Source organism: Micromonospora sp. WMMD558 (genome assembly GCF_049315255.1).
GTDB lineage: Bacteria > Actinomycetota > Actinomycetes > Mycobacteriales > Micromonosporaceae > Micromonospora.
Genome location: NZ_CP186061.1, coordinates 572,103 through 586,095, shown reverse-complemented (window position 1 = coordinate 586,095; position 13,993 = coordinate 572,103). Strand labels below are relative to the sequence as shown.

Annotated in this window: 15 protein-coding genes and 2 pseudogenes; 10 read left to right on the top strand and 7 right to left on the bottom strand. The window is 71.4% G+C overall.

Annotated elements, in window-relative coordinates:
* Positions 1–89: 89 nt before the first annotated feature.
* Positions 90–1,250, bottom strand: a complete 1,161-nt coding sequence (locus tag ACN26Y_RS02805; protein ID WP_422734221.1) for a low temperature requirement protein A — start codon at positions 1,248–1,250, stop codon at positions 90–92.
* A 344-nt stretch (positions 1,251–1,594) separates the two neighbouring features.
* Here ACN26Y_RS02805 and ACN26Y_RS02800 point away from each other — a divergent pair.
* The 3 genes and pseudogenes from ACN26Y_RS02800 to ACN26Y_RS02790 all read left to right on the top strand — a co-directional run.
* A pseudogene (locus ACN26Y_RS02800) lies at positions 1,595–1,705 on the top strand (NADP-dependent oxidoreductase); the annotation flags it as partial.
* A gap of 172 nt (positions 1,706–1,877) precedes the next feature.
* Positions 1,878–2,048: a hypothetical protein gene (locus ACN26Y_RS02795; RefSeq protein ID WP_422734220.1), complete on the top strand. Its 171-nt coding sequence runs from the start codon at positions 1,878–1,880 to the stop codon at positions 2,046–2,048.
* 31 nt (positions 2,049–2,079) lie between these two features.
* A complete protein-coding gene (locus tag ACN26Y_RS02790) occupies positions 2,080–2,307 on the top strand; it encodes a hypothetical protein (RefSeq protein WP_422734219.1) in 228 nt (75 codons plus the stop codon).
* A 13-nt stretch (positions 2,308–2,320) separates the two neighbouring features.
* Here the strand turns inward: ACN26Y_RS02790 and ACN26Y_RS02785 are convergent, their stop codons facing one another.
* Both ACN26Y_RS02785 and ACN26Y_RS02780 read right to left on the bottom strand, forming a co-directional pair.
* Positions 2,321–3,778, bottom strand: coding sequence for an MFS transporter (locus ACN26Y_RS02785; protein WP_422734218.1), 1,458 nt, complete (start codon positions 3,776–3,778; stop codon positions 2,321–2,323).
* 85 nt (positions 3,779–3,863) lie between these two features.
* Positions 3,864–5,291 carry an aldehyde dehydrogenase family protein gene (locus ACN26Y_RS02780; RefSeq protein WP_422734217.1) on the bottom strand — a complete coding sequence of 476 codons (1,428 nt, stop codon included), beginning with the start codon at positions 5,289–5,291 and terminating at the stop codon, positions 3,864–3,866.
* Between the two features lie 148 nt (positions 5,292–5,439).
* Between ACN26Y_RS02780 and ACN26Y_RS02775 the strand changes: the two genes are divergently transcribed.
* The 3 genes from ACN26Y_RS02775 to ACN26Y_RS02765 all read left to right on the top strand — a co-directional run bounded on the left by ACN26Y_RS02775 (position 5,440) and on the right by ACN26Y_RS02765 (position 7,567).
* Entirely contained in the window at positions 5,440–6,369 is a 930-nt protein-coding gene (locus ACN26Y_RS02775) for an SDR family oxidoreductase (protein ID WP_422734216.1), read from the top strand.
* A gap of 60 nt (positions 6,370–6,429) precedes the next feature.
* A complete protein-coding gene (locus tag ACN26Y_RS02770; protein WP_422734215.1) occupies positions 6,430–7,266 on the top strand; it encodes a helix-turn-helix transcriptional regulator in 837 nt (278 codons plus the stop codon).
* Positions 7,267–7,336: 70 nt separating this feature from the next.
* Entirely contained in the window at positions 7,337–7,567 is a 231-nt protein-coding gene (locus ACN26Y_RS02765; protein ID WP_422734214.1) for a hypothetical protein, read from the top strand.
* A gap of 562 nt (positions 7,568–8,129) precedes the next feature.
* Here ACN26Y_RS02765 and ACN26Y_RS02760 read toward each other — a convergent pair.
* Together ACN26Y_RS02760 and ACN26Y_RS02755 are read right to left on the bottom strand one after the other, a co-directional pair.
* The gene (locus ACN26Y_RS02760) at positions 8,130–8,507 is read right to left on the bottom strand and encodes a DUF2637 domain-containing protein (protein ID WP_422734213.1); all 378 of its coding nucleotides are present in this window, start codon (positions 8,505–8,507) and stop codon (positions 8,130–8,132) included.
* Positions 8,504–8,696 (bottom strand): annotated as a pseudogene (locus ACN26Y_RS02755) (hypothetical protein). Before ACN26Y_RS02755 ends, ACN26Y_RS02760 begins: the two are co-directional and overlap by 4 nt.
* A gap of 205 nt (positions 8,697–8,901) precedes the next feature.
* Between ACN26Y_RS02755 and ACN26Y_RS02750 the strand changes: the two are divergent.
* Together ACN26Y_RS02750 and ACN26Y_RS02745 are read left to right on the top strand one after the other, a co-directional pair.
* Positions 8,902–9,483, top strand: coding sequence for a helix-turn-helix domain-containing protein (locus ACN26Y_RS02750; protein ID WP_422734212.1), 582 nt, complete (start codon positions 8,902–8,904; stop codon positions 9,481–9,483).
* Entirely contained in the window at positions 9,480–9,875 is a 396-nt protein-coding gene (locus ACN26Y_RS02745; protein ID WP_422734211.1) for a RidA family protein, read from the top strand. The genes ACN26Y_RS02750 and ACN26Y_RS02745 overlap by 4 nt, the downstream gene beginning before the upstream one ends.
* 29 nt (positions 9,876–9,904) lie before the next feature.
* On the opposite strand, the gene ACN26Y_RS02740 is transcribed toward ACN26Y_RS02745, so the two are convergent.
* Positions 9,905–11,116, bottom strand: a complete 1,212-nt coding sequence (locus tag ACN26Y_RS02740) for a PP2C family protein-serine/threonine phosphatase (protein ID WP_422734210.1) — start codon at positions 11,114–11,116, stop codon at positions 9,905–9,907.
* 101 nt (positions 11,117–11,217) lie between these two features.
* Positions 11,218–12,072: a helix-turn-helix transcriptional regulator gene (locus tag ACN26Y_RS02735; RefSeq protein ID WP_422734209.1), complete on the bottom strand. Its 855-nt coding sequence runs from the start codon at positions 12,070–12,072 to the stop codon at positions 11,218–11,220.
* Positions 12,073–12,171: 99 nt separating this feature from the next.
* Between ACN26Y_RS02735 and ACN26Y_RS02730 the strand changes: the two genes are divergently transcribed.
* Both ACN26Y_RS02730 and ACN26Y_RS02725 read left to right on the top strand, forming a co-directional pair.
* Entirely contained in the window at positions 12,172–12,936 is a 765-nt protein-coding gene (locus ACN26Y_RS02730; RefSeq protein ID WP_422734208.1) for an SDR family oxidoreductase, read from the top strand.
* 94 nt (positions 12,937–13,030) lie between these two features.
* Positions 13,031–13,987, top strand: a complete 957-nt coding sequence (locus ACN26Y_RS02725; RefSeq protein ID WP_422734207.1) for a lytic polysaccharide monooxygenase auxiliary activity family 9 protein — start codon at positions 13,031–13,033, stop codon at positions 13,985–13,987.
* Positions 13,988–13,993: the final 6 nt, after the last annotated feature.

Here is a 13,993-nt window from a genome sequence, read left to right as displayed (position 1 = left end):
CCAATACTCCTTATCCGGCCGCTGCCGGCCCAAAATGTCGGGTCTCATGACCTGCGTGACAGCTCAGTCTCGGGACGTGGGTGACGCGTCTAGCCAGGTGGTGACGGCCGTTCGGGTGGGCGTCCTCGGGCGCGGGCTGCGTCGGCGGCGGCGATCCCGGCAAGGACTGCGGTGACGGCGATGGCGGCAGGGAGTGGTGACCCGACGAGCATTACCGGAGTCAGGGCCGCGAGCACGAGAATCCCGATCGGCCGGGTCCAGGACACCCGTGCAAAAACGGTGTACTCGAAGCCCGCGCGGCCGGCCAGAAACAGTGCGGGTCCGCCGAAAATGGCAACGCTCCAGGCCGGTGTCGTTGGCCCGAGCGGGTGCTCGATGACGAGTACTTGACCGACGGTGGTGACAACGACGCCGGCCACCATGACCAGGTGAACGTATACCTCCCAGCGGGCAACGCGGGTTGACGACTCGGCCTCGGAGAAGGCTGCGGGGAGAAGTTCGCCGGCGCGATAGATGTAGATCCGCCACAACAGTGTGGTGGCGGCGATCGACACCACGAACGCCGCCGTCTTGTCGAGCGTGAAGCCGCTGGCACTGAGCGCCAGCCCGCTGAGCAGGATCAGCTCGCCGAGGGCGATGATGAAGACCTGTCGGTAACGCTCGGCCATATGCTCGGCGGCAGGTGGCGGAGCCGACGCTGGCTTGCGGCCACCCCCCGGCCTGCGATAGGCGAGGGTGTGTCCGGCGTAGTCGGCAGCTACCGCAAGAGTCCACAGGACACCGCGGGTGATGCCGTGCGTGAACCCTCCCACGATCCACGGCAGAGCGGACACACCACACCACAACAAGCCTCGTAGGGCGGTTCGCTCAAGTTCGTGCCCGCGCATGATGACCATCACGAAGGTGATGCGACCGAGCTGGGTGGCGACATAGACGCCCGCGAAGATCAGGCCGTGTTTGCCGAACGCTTCCGGAACCGCGGCGGCTAGAGTGGCGCTGCCGAGCAGGCTCACCATGACCAGTAGCTGCACGGGTGCCCAGTGCTGGTCCAACCGGTCGGTGATCCAGGTTGTGCCGGTCCAGTTCAACCACACGGCCAGCAGCAAGACCATGGTCTGGGCCGCGCCGCTCCAGGTCAGATGATCGAGCAGCAGGTGCGAGAGTTGGGCGAGCGCCAAGACGAACGCCAGGTCGAAGAACAGTTCCAGAAACGTCGCCTGCTGCGGGGCCTCGGGCCGGCGCAGCGGCACAGCCGCCCGCCTCGTCGCCATCGACTCGCCCGTTCTGTCAGCTGACCCTGTAAAGGCAGTCGTACCACGCGGCCGCGCTGTTGGATGCGGATGTGCCGCCGTGGCCCATGGCCCGAGCGGCTCCGGTACGCGGACGGGCGACGGTAGAGGTCCGAGTCCATCCCAAAGCCATCGCGACGAACGCCCCCACCGCTAGGACCACGAAGCGATCGCCCGACTCATGCGCCTGCCGTCGGCGACGCCAGCCGCGCCACGGGCGGGAGCGGCGAGACATCCGGGGAGGCTTGGAATGCCGCGATGGCGAGCGCGGCGAAGCGCCGGGCGGCGGCGACCTGAGCCGTCGGACCACGCTGCTGATCGAGGACGCGGCTGGCGGGGTCGGTACGACCGCGATCCAACTCGCCGTCGCCCGCGGCGCGGCCGTCATCGGCACGGCCAGCGAGCGCAACCACGAGGCGGCGCCACTGCGCGCTGTGTCCGGCGGCGAAGGCATCCAGATCCACGTTGGCTCCCAGATGGGCGACGGCGGCGGGCGGTTGGCGATCCACCCCGTTCGCCGGACGCCGCCGAGCGTACCGGTCGGGGAGACCCACGAGACCGCCGTCGTCGCCGCCCGATTCGTCACCGGTGACGCGGTCCGGCTCGACCTGCCCGGTGGCCCGACTCGGCTCCCGCATGCTGGCCCGGCTGCTGGACACGCTGCTCCAGATCATGCTCTACGTCGTCGGGTGGACCGCCGCCGTCGCGGTCGTCGGGCTCGTCGGCGCCAGTGGCGCACTGGTCGTCGGCTCCGCCTGATGCGGGGCATCGCCATCACGGTCCTGCGACGATGGTGCTCGGCTACCCGGTCGCCATGGAGGCGCTCGCCGGCGGCCGGACCATCGGCAAGATGCTGCCAGGTTTGCGGGTCGTCCGGGACGACGGCGGGCCGATCCAGTGCCGCTCCGCCGCGGTCTGGCCGGACCTGCCACAGCCGGAGCCGCCGGGGGCGACCACGTCGCCGCTGCCGCGCTCCCCGGTGCCGCCTACCATACGGCCGGCCAGCCCGCCCCGGTGAGGACTGCGCGACGTCAGCGCGGTCCGTCTCGGGAGGGAAGACCCGCCGGCGCGTCCACGACCGGCGCCTCGGCGGCTCGGTGCCGGTTGCCGGGGCCGCCCGGAATCAGCACGCCGACGAGTACGGCGGCGAGGCTCGCGAGGCCGGCGACCAGGAACGCACGGGCGTATCCGGAGGCGGCGGGCAGCCCGCCCGAGACCGCGCTAGCGGCCGTGATGGTCGCGGCGACCTGGGCGCCCAGCGAGGAGCCAACGGAGCGGACCAGCGTGTTGACCCCGGTGGCCTGGCCGGTCCGGTCGGCCGGGACGGCCTCGATGACGAGGTTGGGCATGGCGGCTTGGGCCAGCCCGATCCCCGCGAAGACGATCAGGCTGTAGCCGAGCAGAGCGGCCCGGGAGTCGAAGTCGCGGGCCAGGGCGAACAGTCCGGCCGCGGTGACGAGCGCACCGAGGATCAGGGCACCCTTCGCGCCGTACCGTCTGCTCAACGCCCCGGCGAGCGGGCCGGTCAGCAGCATCACCAGGCTTCCCGGCAGCAGCAGCAGGCCCGCTCCGGTAGCGGTCACGCCGAGCCCGTACCCGGTGGCCGGTGGGGCCTGGGCGAGCTGGGGCAGCAGGACGAACGCCCCGAACATCCCGAGGGCGATGAAGACGGTTGCGACGTTGGTCAGCAGGACCGTGGGCCGGGCGAGTGTCGGGATGTGGACCAGGGGATCCGCGGTGCGCCGCTCGATCCGGACCCAGCTGGCGAGGGTGAGCGCGCCCACGGCCAGCAGGCCGACCGTACGGGCGTCGCCCCAGCCCCAGCGGTTCCCCTGGCCGATCGCGACGAGCGGCGCCGCCAGGCCGAGGCCGAGCACGGCAGCGCCCAGCACGTCGACCCGTCCGCCACCGGCCACGCGCGACCTCGGCAGGAGGAACCGGACGGCGACCGTCGACAGTGTCCCGGCGCCGGCACCGAGCCAGAAGATCCATCGGTACGGGGCGTGGTCGGTGAGCACTCCCCCGATGACCAGACCGAGGCCGGCGCCGAGGCCGGAGAGCGCGGCGAGCAGGCCGATCGATCCCGCGACCCGCCGGGGCGGCAACTCGTCGCGGAGGATGGCGAAGCCGAGCGGGAAGACGCCGCCACCGACACCCTGGATGATCCGTCCCGCCACCACTGATGGCAGGTCGGGGCCGGCCGCGGAGACGACCGCGCCGACGGTGAAGCAGAGCAGGGCGAGGGTCAGCAGCCGGCGCTTGCCGAACATGTCGCCGAGCCGCCCCATCAGCGGGGTGAAGATGGCCGCCGCGATGAGGTGTGCGCTCAGCGTCCAGGTCACGTCCACGGCGGAGGCGCCGAGCGTGCGGGCCATGGCGCCGAGCGACGGGACGACCGCGGTCTGCGCCGCGGCGAAGGCGAGCGTCGCGCCGGCGATCACGGCGATGGTACGCCCCGCCCCCGGGCCAGGCGCGATGTGCGTTGTCATCGAGAGGGGATCCCTTCCGCCGACCGGCCACGCCCCGCGAACCGCCCGCCGCACAGGCTCGTGGTTCGCGGGGCGTGGACTGGCGTCATCGCTGGATCGACTTGGTCTCCAGGAACTCCTCGAGACCGAGGCGGCCGAACTCGCGGCCGTTGCCGGACTGCTTGTAGCCACCGAACGGGGCGAGCGGATTCCACTGCGCGCCGTTGATGTCGACCTGTCCGGCGCGCAGCCGCCGGGCGACCGCGAGGGCGTGCTCGGGCTCGCCGAAGACGCCGCTGGTGAGGCCGTACACGGTGCTGTTGGCGATCTCGACGGCCTCGTCCTCGTCCGCGTACGGAATGATCGTCAGGACCGGGCCGAAGATCTCCTCCTGGGCGATGGCAGAGTTCGGGTCCACGTTCGCGAAGATCGTGGGGCGGACGTAGGCGCCCTTCTCCAGACCCTCCGGCTTACCGGGCCCACCGAAGACCAGCGTCGCGCCGTCGGCGATGCCGCGCTCGATGTAGCCGTTGACCTTCTCCCGGTGCGCCTCGGACGACATCGGGCCGATCCGGGTGGCCTCGTCCGTCGGGTCGCCCACGGTGTACGCCGCGGCGGTCGCGACCGCCAACGCCACGATCTCGTCCTGCCGCGAGGCGGGTACGAGCATCCGCGGCCACGCGCCGCAGACCTGGCCCCCATTGCTGAACGCCATCATCACTCCGGTCTCGACGGCCTTGGGCAGGTCGGCGTCGTCGAGGATGAGGTTGGCGCCCTTGCCGCCGAGTTCGAGCGCGAGCCGCTTGACCGTCTCGGCGGCGACGGCGGAGATCCGCCGGCCGGCGCGGGTGGAGCCGGTGAACGAGATCATGTCGATGTCCGGGTGCGCGGAGATCGCCTCGCCCACCACCGGGCCGGTGCCGTACACGACGTTGAAGACGCCGGCCGGCAGGCCCGCCTCGGCGGTGACCTCGGCGAGGATCCGCGCGGTCAGCGGGGCGACCTCGGACGGCTTGAACACCACGGTGTTCCCCGCGATCAGGGCGGGCGCCAGCTTCGACACGATCTGCTGCAGCGGGAAGTTCCACGGCGTGATCGCCCCGACGACGCCGATCGGCTCGCGGACGACGAGCGAGTTCCCGATCTCTTCGGTCCAGCCGAAGTCCGCGGCGAGCGCGGCGAAGGACTGCGCGACCGCGACCGGGAAGCCGATCTGGGCGGTCCGGGACAGGCTGAGCGGGGCGCCCATCTCGGCGGTGATCGCGGTGGCGATCTCCTCGCTGTGGGCCTGGATGCCCTCGCCGATGCGGCGTACCACGGCGGCGCGGTCGGCCGGCGGGGTCGCGGCCCAGCCGGGGAAGGCGGCGCGGGCGGCGGCGACCGCCCGGTCGACGTCGGCGGCGGTGCCGGTGGGCACCTCCGCGACGATCTCCCCGTTGGCCGGGTTGACGACGGTAATGGTTTCGGCGGATCCGGCGGGGACGACCTCGCCGTTGATCCAGTGGCCAGTTGCGGTGTGGGTTTGTTCGGTCATGGATCCGAGTGTTGGCGCGCCTGATCAGGGCAGCCAGGGACAGCCGATCCGCGGACACGGGTAGCCAGGGACTGTCGATCCCTGGTCACCCGTCGTCCCCGGTGTGACTGTTGCACCCGCCGGAAACACCGTCTACCAGGGAGTTGTTATGAAGAGCGTGACCGTGCCCAAGCTGACCGGGAAGCTGACCGTGGTGACCGGCGGCAGCGACGGTCTCGGCCTCGGACTCGCGAGGCGGCTGGCCCAGGCTGTCGCCGAGGTGGTGCTGCCGGTACGGAATCCGGACAAGGGCGCCGCCGCGGCCGCAGAAGTACGGGCGGCGGTGCCGGGCGCCAGCATCTCCACCCGGAACCTCGACCTCGCCGCACTCGGCTCGATCCGGGCGTTCTCCGACATGATGCGCGACGAGGGACGCCCGGTCCACATCCTGGTCAACAACGCCGGGGTGATGACCCCGCCGACCCGGCATGCCACCGCCGACGGCCTCGAACTGCAGTTCGGAACCAACCACATCGGCCACGTGGCGCTCACGGCCGGCCTGCTGCCGCTGCTGCGGGCCGGGCAGGCGCGGGTGACCACCATGTCGAGCAGCGCCGCCCGCTACGCGAAGCTCGACTGGGACGATCTCCAGAGCGAGCGGAGGTACTCGCCGGTCCGCGCGTACAACCGGTCGAAGCTGGCCACCCGGCACTTCGGTCTCGAACTGGACCGGCGCAGCCGGGCGGCCGGCTGGGGTGTCACCAGCAACGTCGCCCACCCGGGCACGACCATGACCAATCTGTACGCCGCCGGCCCGAACCTGGGCCGCTCCCGACCGTCGGCGCACGAGGCCATGATGCGGCGGCTGCTGCGGTGGGGTCTGTTCGTGCAGACCGTCGAGGCCGGCTTGCTGCCCGCCCTGTACGCGGCGACCAGCCCCGACGCGCAGGGGGGCCGGTTCTACGGGCCGGACGGGTTCGGCCAGTTCACCGGTGGCCCGACCGAGCTCGCCATCTACCGGTCGGCCAGCGACACCGCGGACGCGGCCCGGCTCTGGACCGTCTCGCAAGAGTTGGCCGGCGTCGAGTTCGGCGGGTGAGGGCGCGAGGTTGCCGTGCGGCCCCCTCGACCGGGGCGCCGCGAATCGAAAGGAGTCAGTATGGACCGCGCCCGTCTCGCCGAGTTCCTCCGGACCCGGCGCGAGGCGCTGCAGCCCGAGGACGTCGGGCTGCCCCGTGGGCAGCGGCGGCGGCGCACCGGCGGGCTGCGGCGCGAGGAGGTCGCCGCCCTCAGCGACATGTCGACCGACTACTACAGCCGGATCGAGCAGCAGCGCGGCCCGCATCCGTCCGAGCAGATGCTCGCGGCGATCGCCCGTGGCCTGCGGCTCTCCCTAGAGGAGCGGGACCACCTCTTTCAGCTCGGCGGCTATCCCACACCCCGGCGGGCGCCCCGCACCGACCACATCAACCCCGGCATGATGCGCATCTTCGATGGCCTCGGCGACGCTGCCGCGCAGGTGGTGAGTAGCCTCGGCGAGACGCTGATCCAGACTCGGCTGGCGAGCGCCCTGCTGGGCGACGAGACCGGATACACCGGCCTCGCGCGCAGCCTGCACTACCGGTGGTTCGCCGACCCGGTTTCCCGGCGCGTCTATCCCGTGGAGGAACACCCGAGGCAGAGTCGTCTCATCGCCGCCGACCTGCATCGCGCGTACACCCGGGACGGGCGGGACTCGCGGGCCGGACAGATCGTCGACGCGCTGCTGGCGCGCAGCCCGGAGTTCGCCGCGCTCTGGCGCGAGCACCCGGTGCCGGGGCCGTACTGCGGTCCGAAGAGCATTCAGCACCCGCAGCTCGGGTTCCTCGAACTGCACTGCCAGATCCTCGTCGACCCCGACCAGTCCCAGGCACTGCAGGTCTTCACCGCCACCCCGGGCAGCGAGAGCCACGAGAAGCTCCAGCTCCTGTCGGTCGTCGCCGGCCAGGGCCTCTGACCGGCGCCGGTCAGCTACGCAGGAAGGCGAGCAGCAGGAGACGATCAAGGGCTGGCTCTAGAGCCAGCCCTTGATCAACTACCAGCCGACGATACGGTTCGCGTACACCGGATACCCGTGGCTCGCACGACACCGGGAAGCTGTCGGGCGTGAGTTCGTGACCGCAGCCGTCACCCTTGCCGAGGCCCTCGCCGACCGACCCGCCGAAGCCAGGGCCGTCCTCGACATCGCCGCCCGCCACCACCCGGCTGACGAACTCCTCGCCACGGCTGCTGCGGGGATCCTCGATCAGGCGAGCTGACCGTCGCCCTACCGGTGAGGCTGTCGCAGCAAACCAGAGGCTCCCTACCCCCCAAACCGGCTCCTGTCAGATTCTGCGAACGCCCCACATTCGTGATCTTGTGAGATTCACCCGAAAAGGCTGATGGCCAAAAGCTTCGAAAGGCGAGCAAAGTCGACATCGACGGGATCGACTCACCGGGCCACCACACCGTCAAGAACGAGCTGCTCGTTGTTCCGCCTTCCCGGACTTGTTGGTAACAAGGCGTCGGACATGACGTTCGGACACGCCGGCCGCCAAGGCCAACTCCGCCAGGCTGGCCTGCGGGCGCTCGGCACGCAGCCGAGCCACGATATCCGCCGTCCGCTCCACGCGCCCTGTCGTCCGGATCGGCCGTGTGGTCGACCGCCGCCCACGTGCCGATACTGGCCTCGTCGCCGGACCCTCGGCGACCGCGGTCGGCTGTGCTTCCCCCACCGCCTCGGACAACGAGATGTCCGATGGGTGCGACCCCACCGGCAGGGGCGCGGTGCCGGAGACCGGCGACTCGCGCGGCGGGCGAGCGGTCTCGGACGTGCGGTGGTTATTGCGTGCCGTCGGTTGCGATCTGGTCAGCATCTTCACGACCAGCAGCAGCGCGACCGCCGGCCAGGCAGCGACAACTCGCGCTCCGGGGCTCGGTTCGGCGGCAGCGATGTTCGCCGCCACGCTGGCCGCCACCCCCCGCTGCGAACGCGATCCGGGCAGACCAGCGCACCTTCCGGCCGGCGCGTTTGTCCTCCATCATCGCCGCCGAGGCGACAACGAGCATCCCGTCGACCGACAGCGGCAGTACGTAGGCGACCTCGGGACGCTCGCCGAACCTCAACGCCACAGCGACCATATGGCTCCAGGACGACCAGGCAGCGATGCCGGCCACCGCCACCGTGCTCACGTCCCGGGCGATCCGGGTCGGCGTCATCGATCGACCCCCGAATCGAGCCGCTGCGCGATGGCCCGGACCTCGGCGGGGTCCAGCGCCGGACGTCCTCCGATGTCCAGCCGCGTCTGGACATCGGTCCACCGCCGCCACCGTCCGAGCGACGGCATGGTCATGAAGATCGAGAAGGAGTTGGAACGGGTTGATCTCTTCGGCATCGGCGAACCGCACCGGCGGTTCGGTCGGTCGGGCCGGGTGCTCCGGGCACCACCGGCCGCTCTTGAGCTGGGCAAACTCAGTGGTAGCGGGTCACCGGCGAGCGTAGCGGTGTGGGAGGGATTCGATCCCCATCAGGGCGTTTCTGTTTCTGGCCTGGCACCTGCTGCCCGAGCCGAACCCCTCCGCTTCAGCGGAAAAGTTCCGCTATTGTCGTCGGGTGGATCTCGACGGACTCGGCTTGCGACTGCGCAGCCAGCGTCAACGACGGAGACTCAGCCTCGACGCGCTGGCCACCATCAGCGGCGTCAGTAGGAGCACGATCTCCGACATCGAGCGCGGCGCGAAGTCGCCCACCGTACTGGTTCTTGCCCGGGTCGCCACCGCGCTCGGCGTCACTGTCTCCCGCCTGCTCGGCGAGGACCAGCCCGAGCGGGTGATCACCCTCCGCCACGATGACCAGCCGGTCATCACCGACGCCGATGGCTGGCAGCGGCGGATTCTCTCCCCCAATCTGCCCGGCGTCGAGTTCGAGTTCATCCGTACCACCGTCCCGGCTGGCGTGGTGGTCGGAACGTTCGCGGCCCACGCACCCGGCTCCCGTGAGTACGTCGCGGTCGAGGTGGGGCACCTCACTGTGACCCTCAACGGCGTCCCCCACACCCTCGACGCAGGCGATGCCCTCTACTACGCGGGCGACTGCACTCACGCCTTCGCCAATCCCGGAGACATCGAGTGCGTCTACTACACCGCCATGCACGTCACCATCGACCACCACCGTTCGGCGCTGGAGGGCACGTGAGCACCTTCGACATTCAACAGCTCAACCCGGCGATCCTGCCCGAAGCGACCGGCAACTACACGCACGGCACCGTGGTCACCGGCGCTCGACGCATGCTCTTCGTCAGCGGCCAGGTGCCTTGGGCGGAAGAGGGGAAGGTCCCGGAGGACTTCGAGAGCCAATGCCGGCTCACCTGGCGCAACGTGCTCGCGGTGCTGGCCGAAGCCGGCATGGTCGTGCGGAATCTGGCCAAGGTGACAATCTATCTTTCTGACCGGAAGTACCGCGAGGCGAACGGCCGGATCCGCGCCGAAATCCTCGGCGAGCACAAACCGGCACTGACCATCATCATCACTGACATCTACAGCGAGGACTGGCTGCTGGAGATCGAGGCGGTCGCCTTCGACGGTTGAGTCGAGCCCTTCGGGGACCGGGCGTCCGCTCACGTGAGCCGGCGGATGGCCAGCAGAGCGATGTCGTCGGCCGGGCGCTCGGCGTCGAGGGTCGCCATGATGGTCGTGGCGACGGTGTCGACGGGAGCCAGCGGTACGGCTTCCGTCAGGCGGGCGAGCCCGGTGTCGAACAGCTCACCGCGGCGCTCGATGAGCCCGTCGGTGTAGGCGACCAGGACCGCGCCGCGTGGGACGTCGACCGTCGTGGTGTGCCGCTGCGGGCGCCGGCGGCCGGTGCCGAGGGGAGGGTCGACGCGCGCGGGCAGGACGACGTTCGGCCGGTCCGGCGCGGCCATCACGGGCCGGGGGTGCCCGGCCAGGGACAGGTGCATCGTGGCGTTGTCCGGGGAGATCATCGCGTACAGCGCGGTGGTCAGGCTGCCGGCCTCGAAGTGGACCACCTTACGGTCGAGGAGGGTCAGCGCCTCCGCCGGGTCGTCGCAGATCAGGGCGTACGCGCGCAGCGCACTGCGGACCCGGCCCATGACCACCGCCGACTGCAGCCCGTGGCCCGACACGTCCCCGACGACCACCCCCAACCAGCCGGAGGGCAGGGTGAAGACGTCGTACCAGTCCCCACCGACGCCGGAGGCGTGGCCGGGGATGTACCGGCCCGCCATCTCCAACCCCGGCACCTCGGGCAGGTCGGTGGGGATGAGGCTGCGTTGCAGGGCCAGGGCCGCCGTCTGATCCAGGGTGTTCGCGCGGGCCCGGCTGGCGAGGCTGACCCGGTCGGCGACGAGTTCCAGCAGCCGGACGTCGTCGGGGGTGAACCGGCGGGGCGTGAGGGTGCCGACGTGCAGCACGCCGACCAGATCACCGTGTGCGGTGATCGGCACGCCGAGGAGGGACCGGACGCCGGTCTGCAACAGGACCGGGTTGACCACGTTCTCCGAGGTCACCTCCTGGAGGATCACCGGCTGCCTGGTGAGGGCGACCTGGCCGGCGAACCCCCGACCGATCGACACGCGGAAACCCTGGCGGACCTCCTCCTCCAGGCCTCTCGCCGCGGTGGCCACCAGCTGCTGGGCGCGTACGTCGAGCAGGAGGATGGCGGCGGTGTCGACCCGGAGCAGGTCGCGTACGCGGTCGAGCAGTTCGTCGAAGAGGTCGGCGACGTCGAGCCGGGACAGGGTTGCGTCGGTGACCGCCTCGATGCGGCGCAACCACTGCTCATCTCCGACCACGTCAACCGGGACCACCCCCGGATCCTAGTTGCGCAGGAGCAACTTCCGCTCCTGCCGGCCCTGGGGATATCGGCCGTGGCCAGGAACCCGGGCTCCGCCGTGCGTCGGGACGCGGCCTAGCCGAGCCGTACGTCGGTCGGGAAGCGTTCGTGCCCCAGTACGCCGAGCAGCCGCAGCTTCTCGTACCCCTCGGAACGAGGGGGAGCGGTGAGCACGAGCAGCGCCTGGGACTGGTCCTCGGTGAACAGGGCCTGGCAGTCGAGCTCGATCGGGCCGAGCTGGGGATGGATGAGGACCTTGTGGTCGGCGAACCGCGTCCCCACCTCGTGCCGGTCCCACAGCTCGGCGAACTCCGGGCTCGCCTTCTGCAACGCGCGGACCAGCTCGCCGGCCCGCGACCGTGGCCCCATCGAGCCGTAGGCGGCGCGCAGGTTCGCCACCTGGGCCCGGCTCTGCCGGTCGCGGTCGTCCTCGGGGTAGCGCAGCCGCTCCTCCGGCATGGTGAACCAGCGGTAGATCTCGCTGCGCGCCAGGCCCGTGTAGCCGGACCGGTCGCCGAAGAGCGCCTCGGCCATCCGGTTCTGCACAAGCGTCTCCCCGAGGTTGGACAGGACCAGCGCCGGGGTGTCGTCGAGGCGGTCCAGCACCCGCAGCAGCGCGGGAGCGACGTGCGTGGCCGCCGACGCGGATGCGGGAGCGTTTCTCCCGGCCACCTGGAACAGGTAGTCGCGCTCGCCGTCGGTCAGTCGCAGCGCCCGGGCGAGCGACGCGAGCATCTGCTCGCTCGGCTGCGGCCCACGCTCCTGTTCCAACCGGGTGTAGTAGTCGGTCGACATCGCGGCGAGCGCGGCGACCTCCTCCCGCCGGAGCCCTGCCGCCCGGCGGCGGGCGCCCACCGGCAGCCCGACGTCCTCCGGCCGCAACGCCTCCCGCCGACGACGCAGGAAGGACGCCAGTGCTGCTCGGTCCATGACTCCAGTATCCGCCGGTTCCCGGCGCGAACCAGGGACTGCGGATCCCCCGACAAGCGCTCTCTGCCCCTGCCCCGGCGGACCGGCGAGGCTCAACGCATGAACATTTCCGGAAACACCGTCTTCATCCCCGGCTCCACGAGCGGCATCGGTCTCGCCCTCGCCCTCGCGCTGAAGGCCCGGGGGAACACCGTGATCGTCGGGGGCCGGCGGGCCGACCTGCTGGAGCGGATCGTCGCGGAGCACCCCGGTCTCGACACCGTGCGGATCGACACGACGGACCCCGCGAGCATCGACTCCGCCGCCCGGGAGGTGCTGGCGCGGCACCCCGACCTGAACGTCCTGGTCACGATGGCCGGCATCATGCGCGTCGAGGACTGGCACGAGCCGGACGGGTTCCTCGCCTCCGCCGAGGAGGTGGTGACGACGAACGTGCTCGGCCCGATCCGCCTCATCGCCGCGTTCGTCGAGCACCTGCGGACGCGGCCGGACGCCACGATCATGACCGTCTCCTCGGGCCTCGCGTTCGCGCCGCTCAAGGCCACCCCCAGCTACAACGCCTCGAAGGCCGCGATCCACATGCTCAGCGAGTCGATCCGGCTGCAACTCGCGGACACGACCGTCAAGGTGGTGGAACTCGAGCCGCCGTCCGTGCGTACGTCGCTGCTGCCCGGTCAGGAGCACAGCGACTTCGCCATGCCGCTCGACGAGTTCGTGGCGGAGGTCGTCGAGCTGGTCGAGACGCAGCCCGACGCGACGGAGATCCAGGTCGAGCGCGTCAAGTTCCTGCGGTACGGCGAGGCGCGCGGCGACTACGACCAGGTCGTCGCGACGCTCAACGCCGCCGACCCGCACGGAAAGTAGGGGGAGCAACGCCTGCCGCCACCAGTACGGCGATCGCTGATCCGTCGAACTCTTCGGCGATCGCGCCCGTACCAGTGTGCGGGAGGTGGACGCCATGCCCGTACGCCGAGTCGTCGCCGCGGCGCTGGCCGCGGTGGCCGCCGTACCGGTCGTCGGCACGCCGGCCCACGCGCACGGCGCGCCGACCAGCCCGCTGAGCCGCGCCGCGGCCTGCGGCCCCGAAGGCGGGCAGGCGGACAGTCCGGCCTGCCAGGCGGCCATCGCCGCCGGCGCGGCGCTGCGGGAGTGGGACAACATCCGCGTCTTCGGGGTCGACGGGAAGGACCGGGAGCGCATCCCGGACGGCGAGCTGTGCAGCGGTGGACTGTCCGCGTACCGGGGACTGGACCTGGCCCGGGACGACTGGCCGGCGACGGAGCTGACCGCCGGTGCGCGGTTCACCTTCCGGTACCGGGCGACCATCCCGCACGAGGGCACCTTCCGGCTCTACCTGACCCGGTCGGACTACGACCCGTCGAAGCGGCTGCGCTGGGCGGACCTGGAGCGGGCGCCGTTCGTCCGGGTGACCGACCCGCCACTGCGGGACGGGGCGTACCAGTTCGCGGGGCGGTTGCCGCAGCGGACCGGGCGGCACCTGATCTACACGGTGTGGCAGAACTCCGACTCGCGGGACACCTACTACTCCTGCTCCGACGTGGTGTTCAAGGAGCCCGTCGGGCGAGCCGGCCTGGGTGGGCCCGGCCGGTCGCCGTCGCCGGCCGCCGAGGTTCCGGTGGCGGAGGGCGCCACGAAGGCGGGTCCGGTAGCCGCCGGAGGCGGAGGGCCCGCGGGTGCGCGTACCTCATCGGAGAGCGTGACCGACGGCGTGCCGGTGGCCTCGGTGACGGACCTGGACCGTGCCGGCTGGCCGGTGGTCGGCGGCGCCGGCGCGGCCCTGACGCTGCTGCTGGCCGTGGTGGTCGCGGCGCGCCTGCGCCGCGCGGGCGCCGTCCCGGTCGGCCGGCGGTGCGAGGTACGCAACCACCGGGCCGGCCGGCGACGGGAATGGTGAGCCGGC

Excerpts from the sequence above, each read along its gene's own strand:
- ACN26Y_RS02730 (WP_422734208.1), top strand. The coding sequence starts at position 12,172 with ATGAACATTTCCGGAAACACCGTCTTCATCCCCGGCTCCACGAGCGGC.
- ACN26Y_RS02785 (WP_422734218.1), bottom strand. The coding sequence starts at position 3,778 with ATGACAACGCACATCGCGCCTGGCCCGGGGGCGGGGCGTACCATCGCC.
- ACN26Y_RS02790 (WP_422734219.1), top strand. The coding sequence starts at position 2,080 with ATGGTGCTCGGCTACCCGGTCGCCATGGAGGCGCTCGCCGGCGGCCGG.
- ACN26Y_RS02775 (WP_422734216.1), top strand. The coding sequence starts at position 5,440 with ATGAAGAGCGTGACCGTGCCCAAGCTGACCGGGAAGCTGACCGTGGTG.
- ACN26Y_RS02760 (WP_422734213.1), bottom strand. The coding sequence starts at position 8,507 with ATGACGCCGACCCGGATCGCCCGGGACGTGAGCACGGTGGCGGTGGCC.
- ACN26Y_RS02725 (WP_422734207.1), top strand. The coding sequence starts at position 13,031 with ATGCCCGTACGCCGAGTCGTCGCCGCGGCGCTGGCCGCGGTGGCCGCC.
- ACN26Y_RS02735 (WP_422734209.1), bottom strand. The coding sequence starts at position 12,072 with ATGGACCGAGCAGCACTGGCGTCCTTCCTGCGTCGTCGGCGGGAGGCG.
- ACN26Y_RS02780 (WP_422734217.1), bottom strand. The coding sequence starts at position 5,291 with ATGACCGAACAAACCCACACCGCAACTGGCCACTGGATCAACGGCGAG.
- ACN26Y_RS02770 (WP_422734215.1), top strand. The coding sequence starts at position 6,430 with ATGGACCGCGCCCGTCTCGCCGAGTTCCTCCGGACCCGGCGCGAGGCG.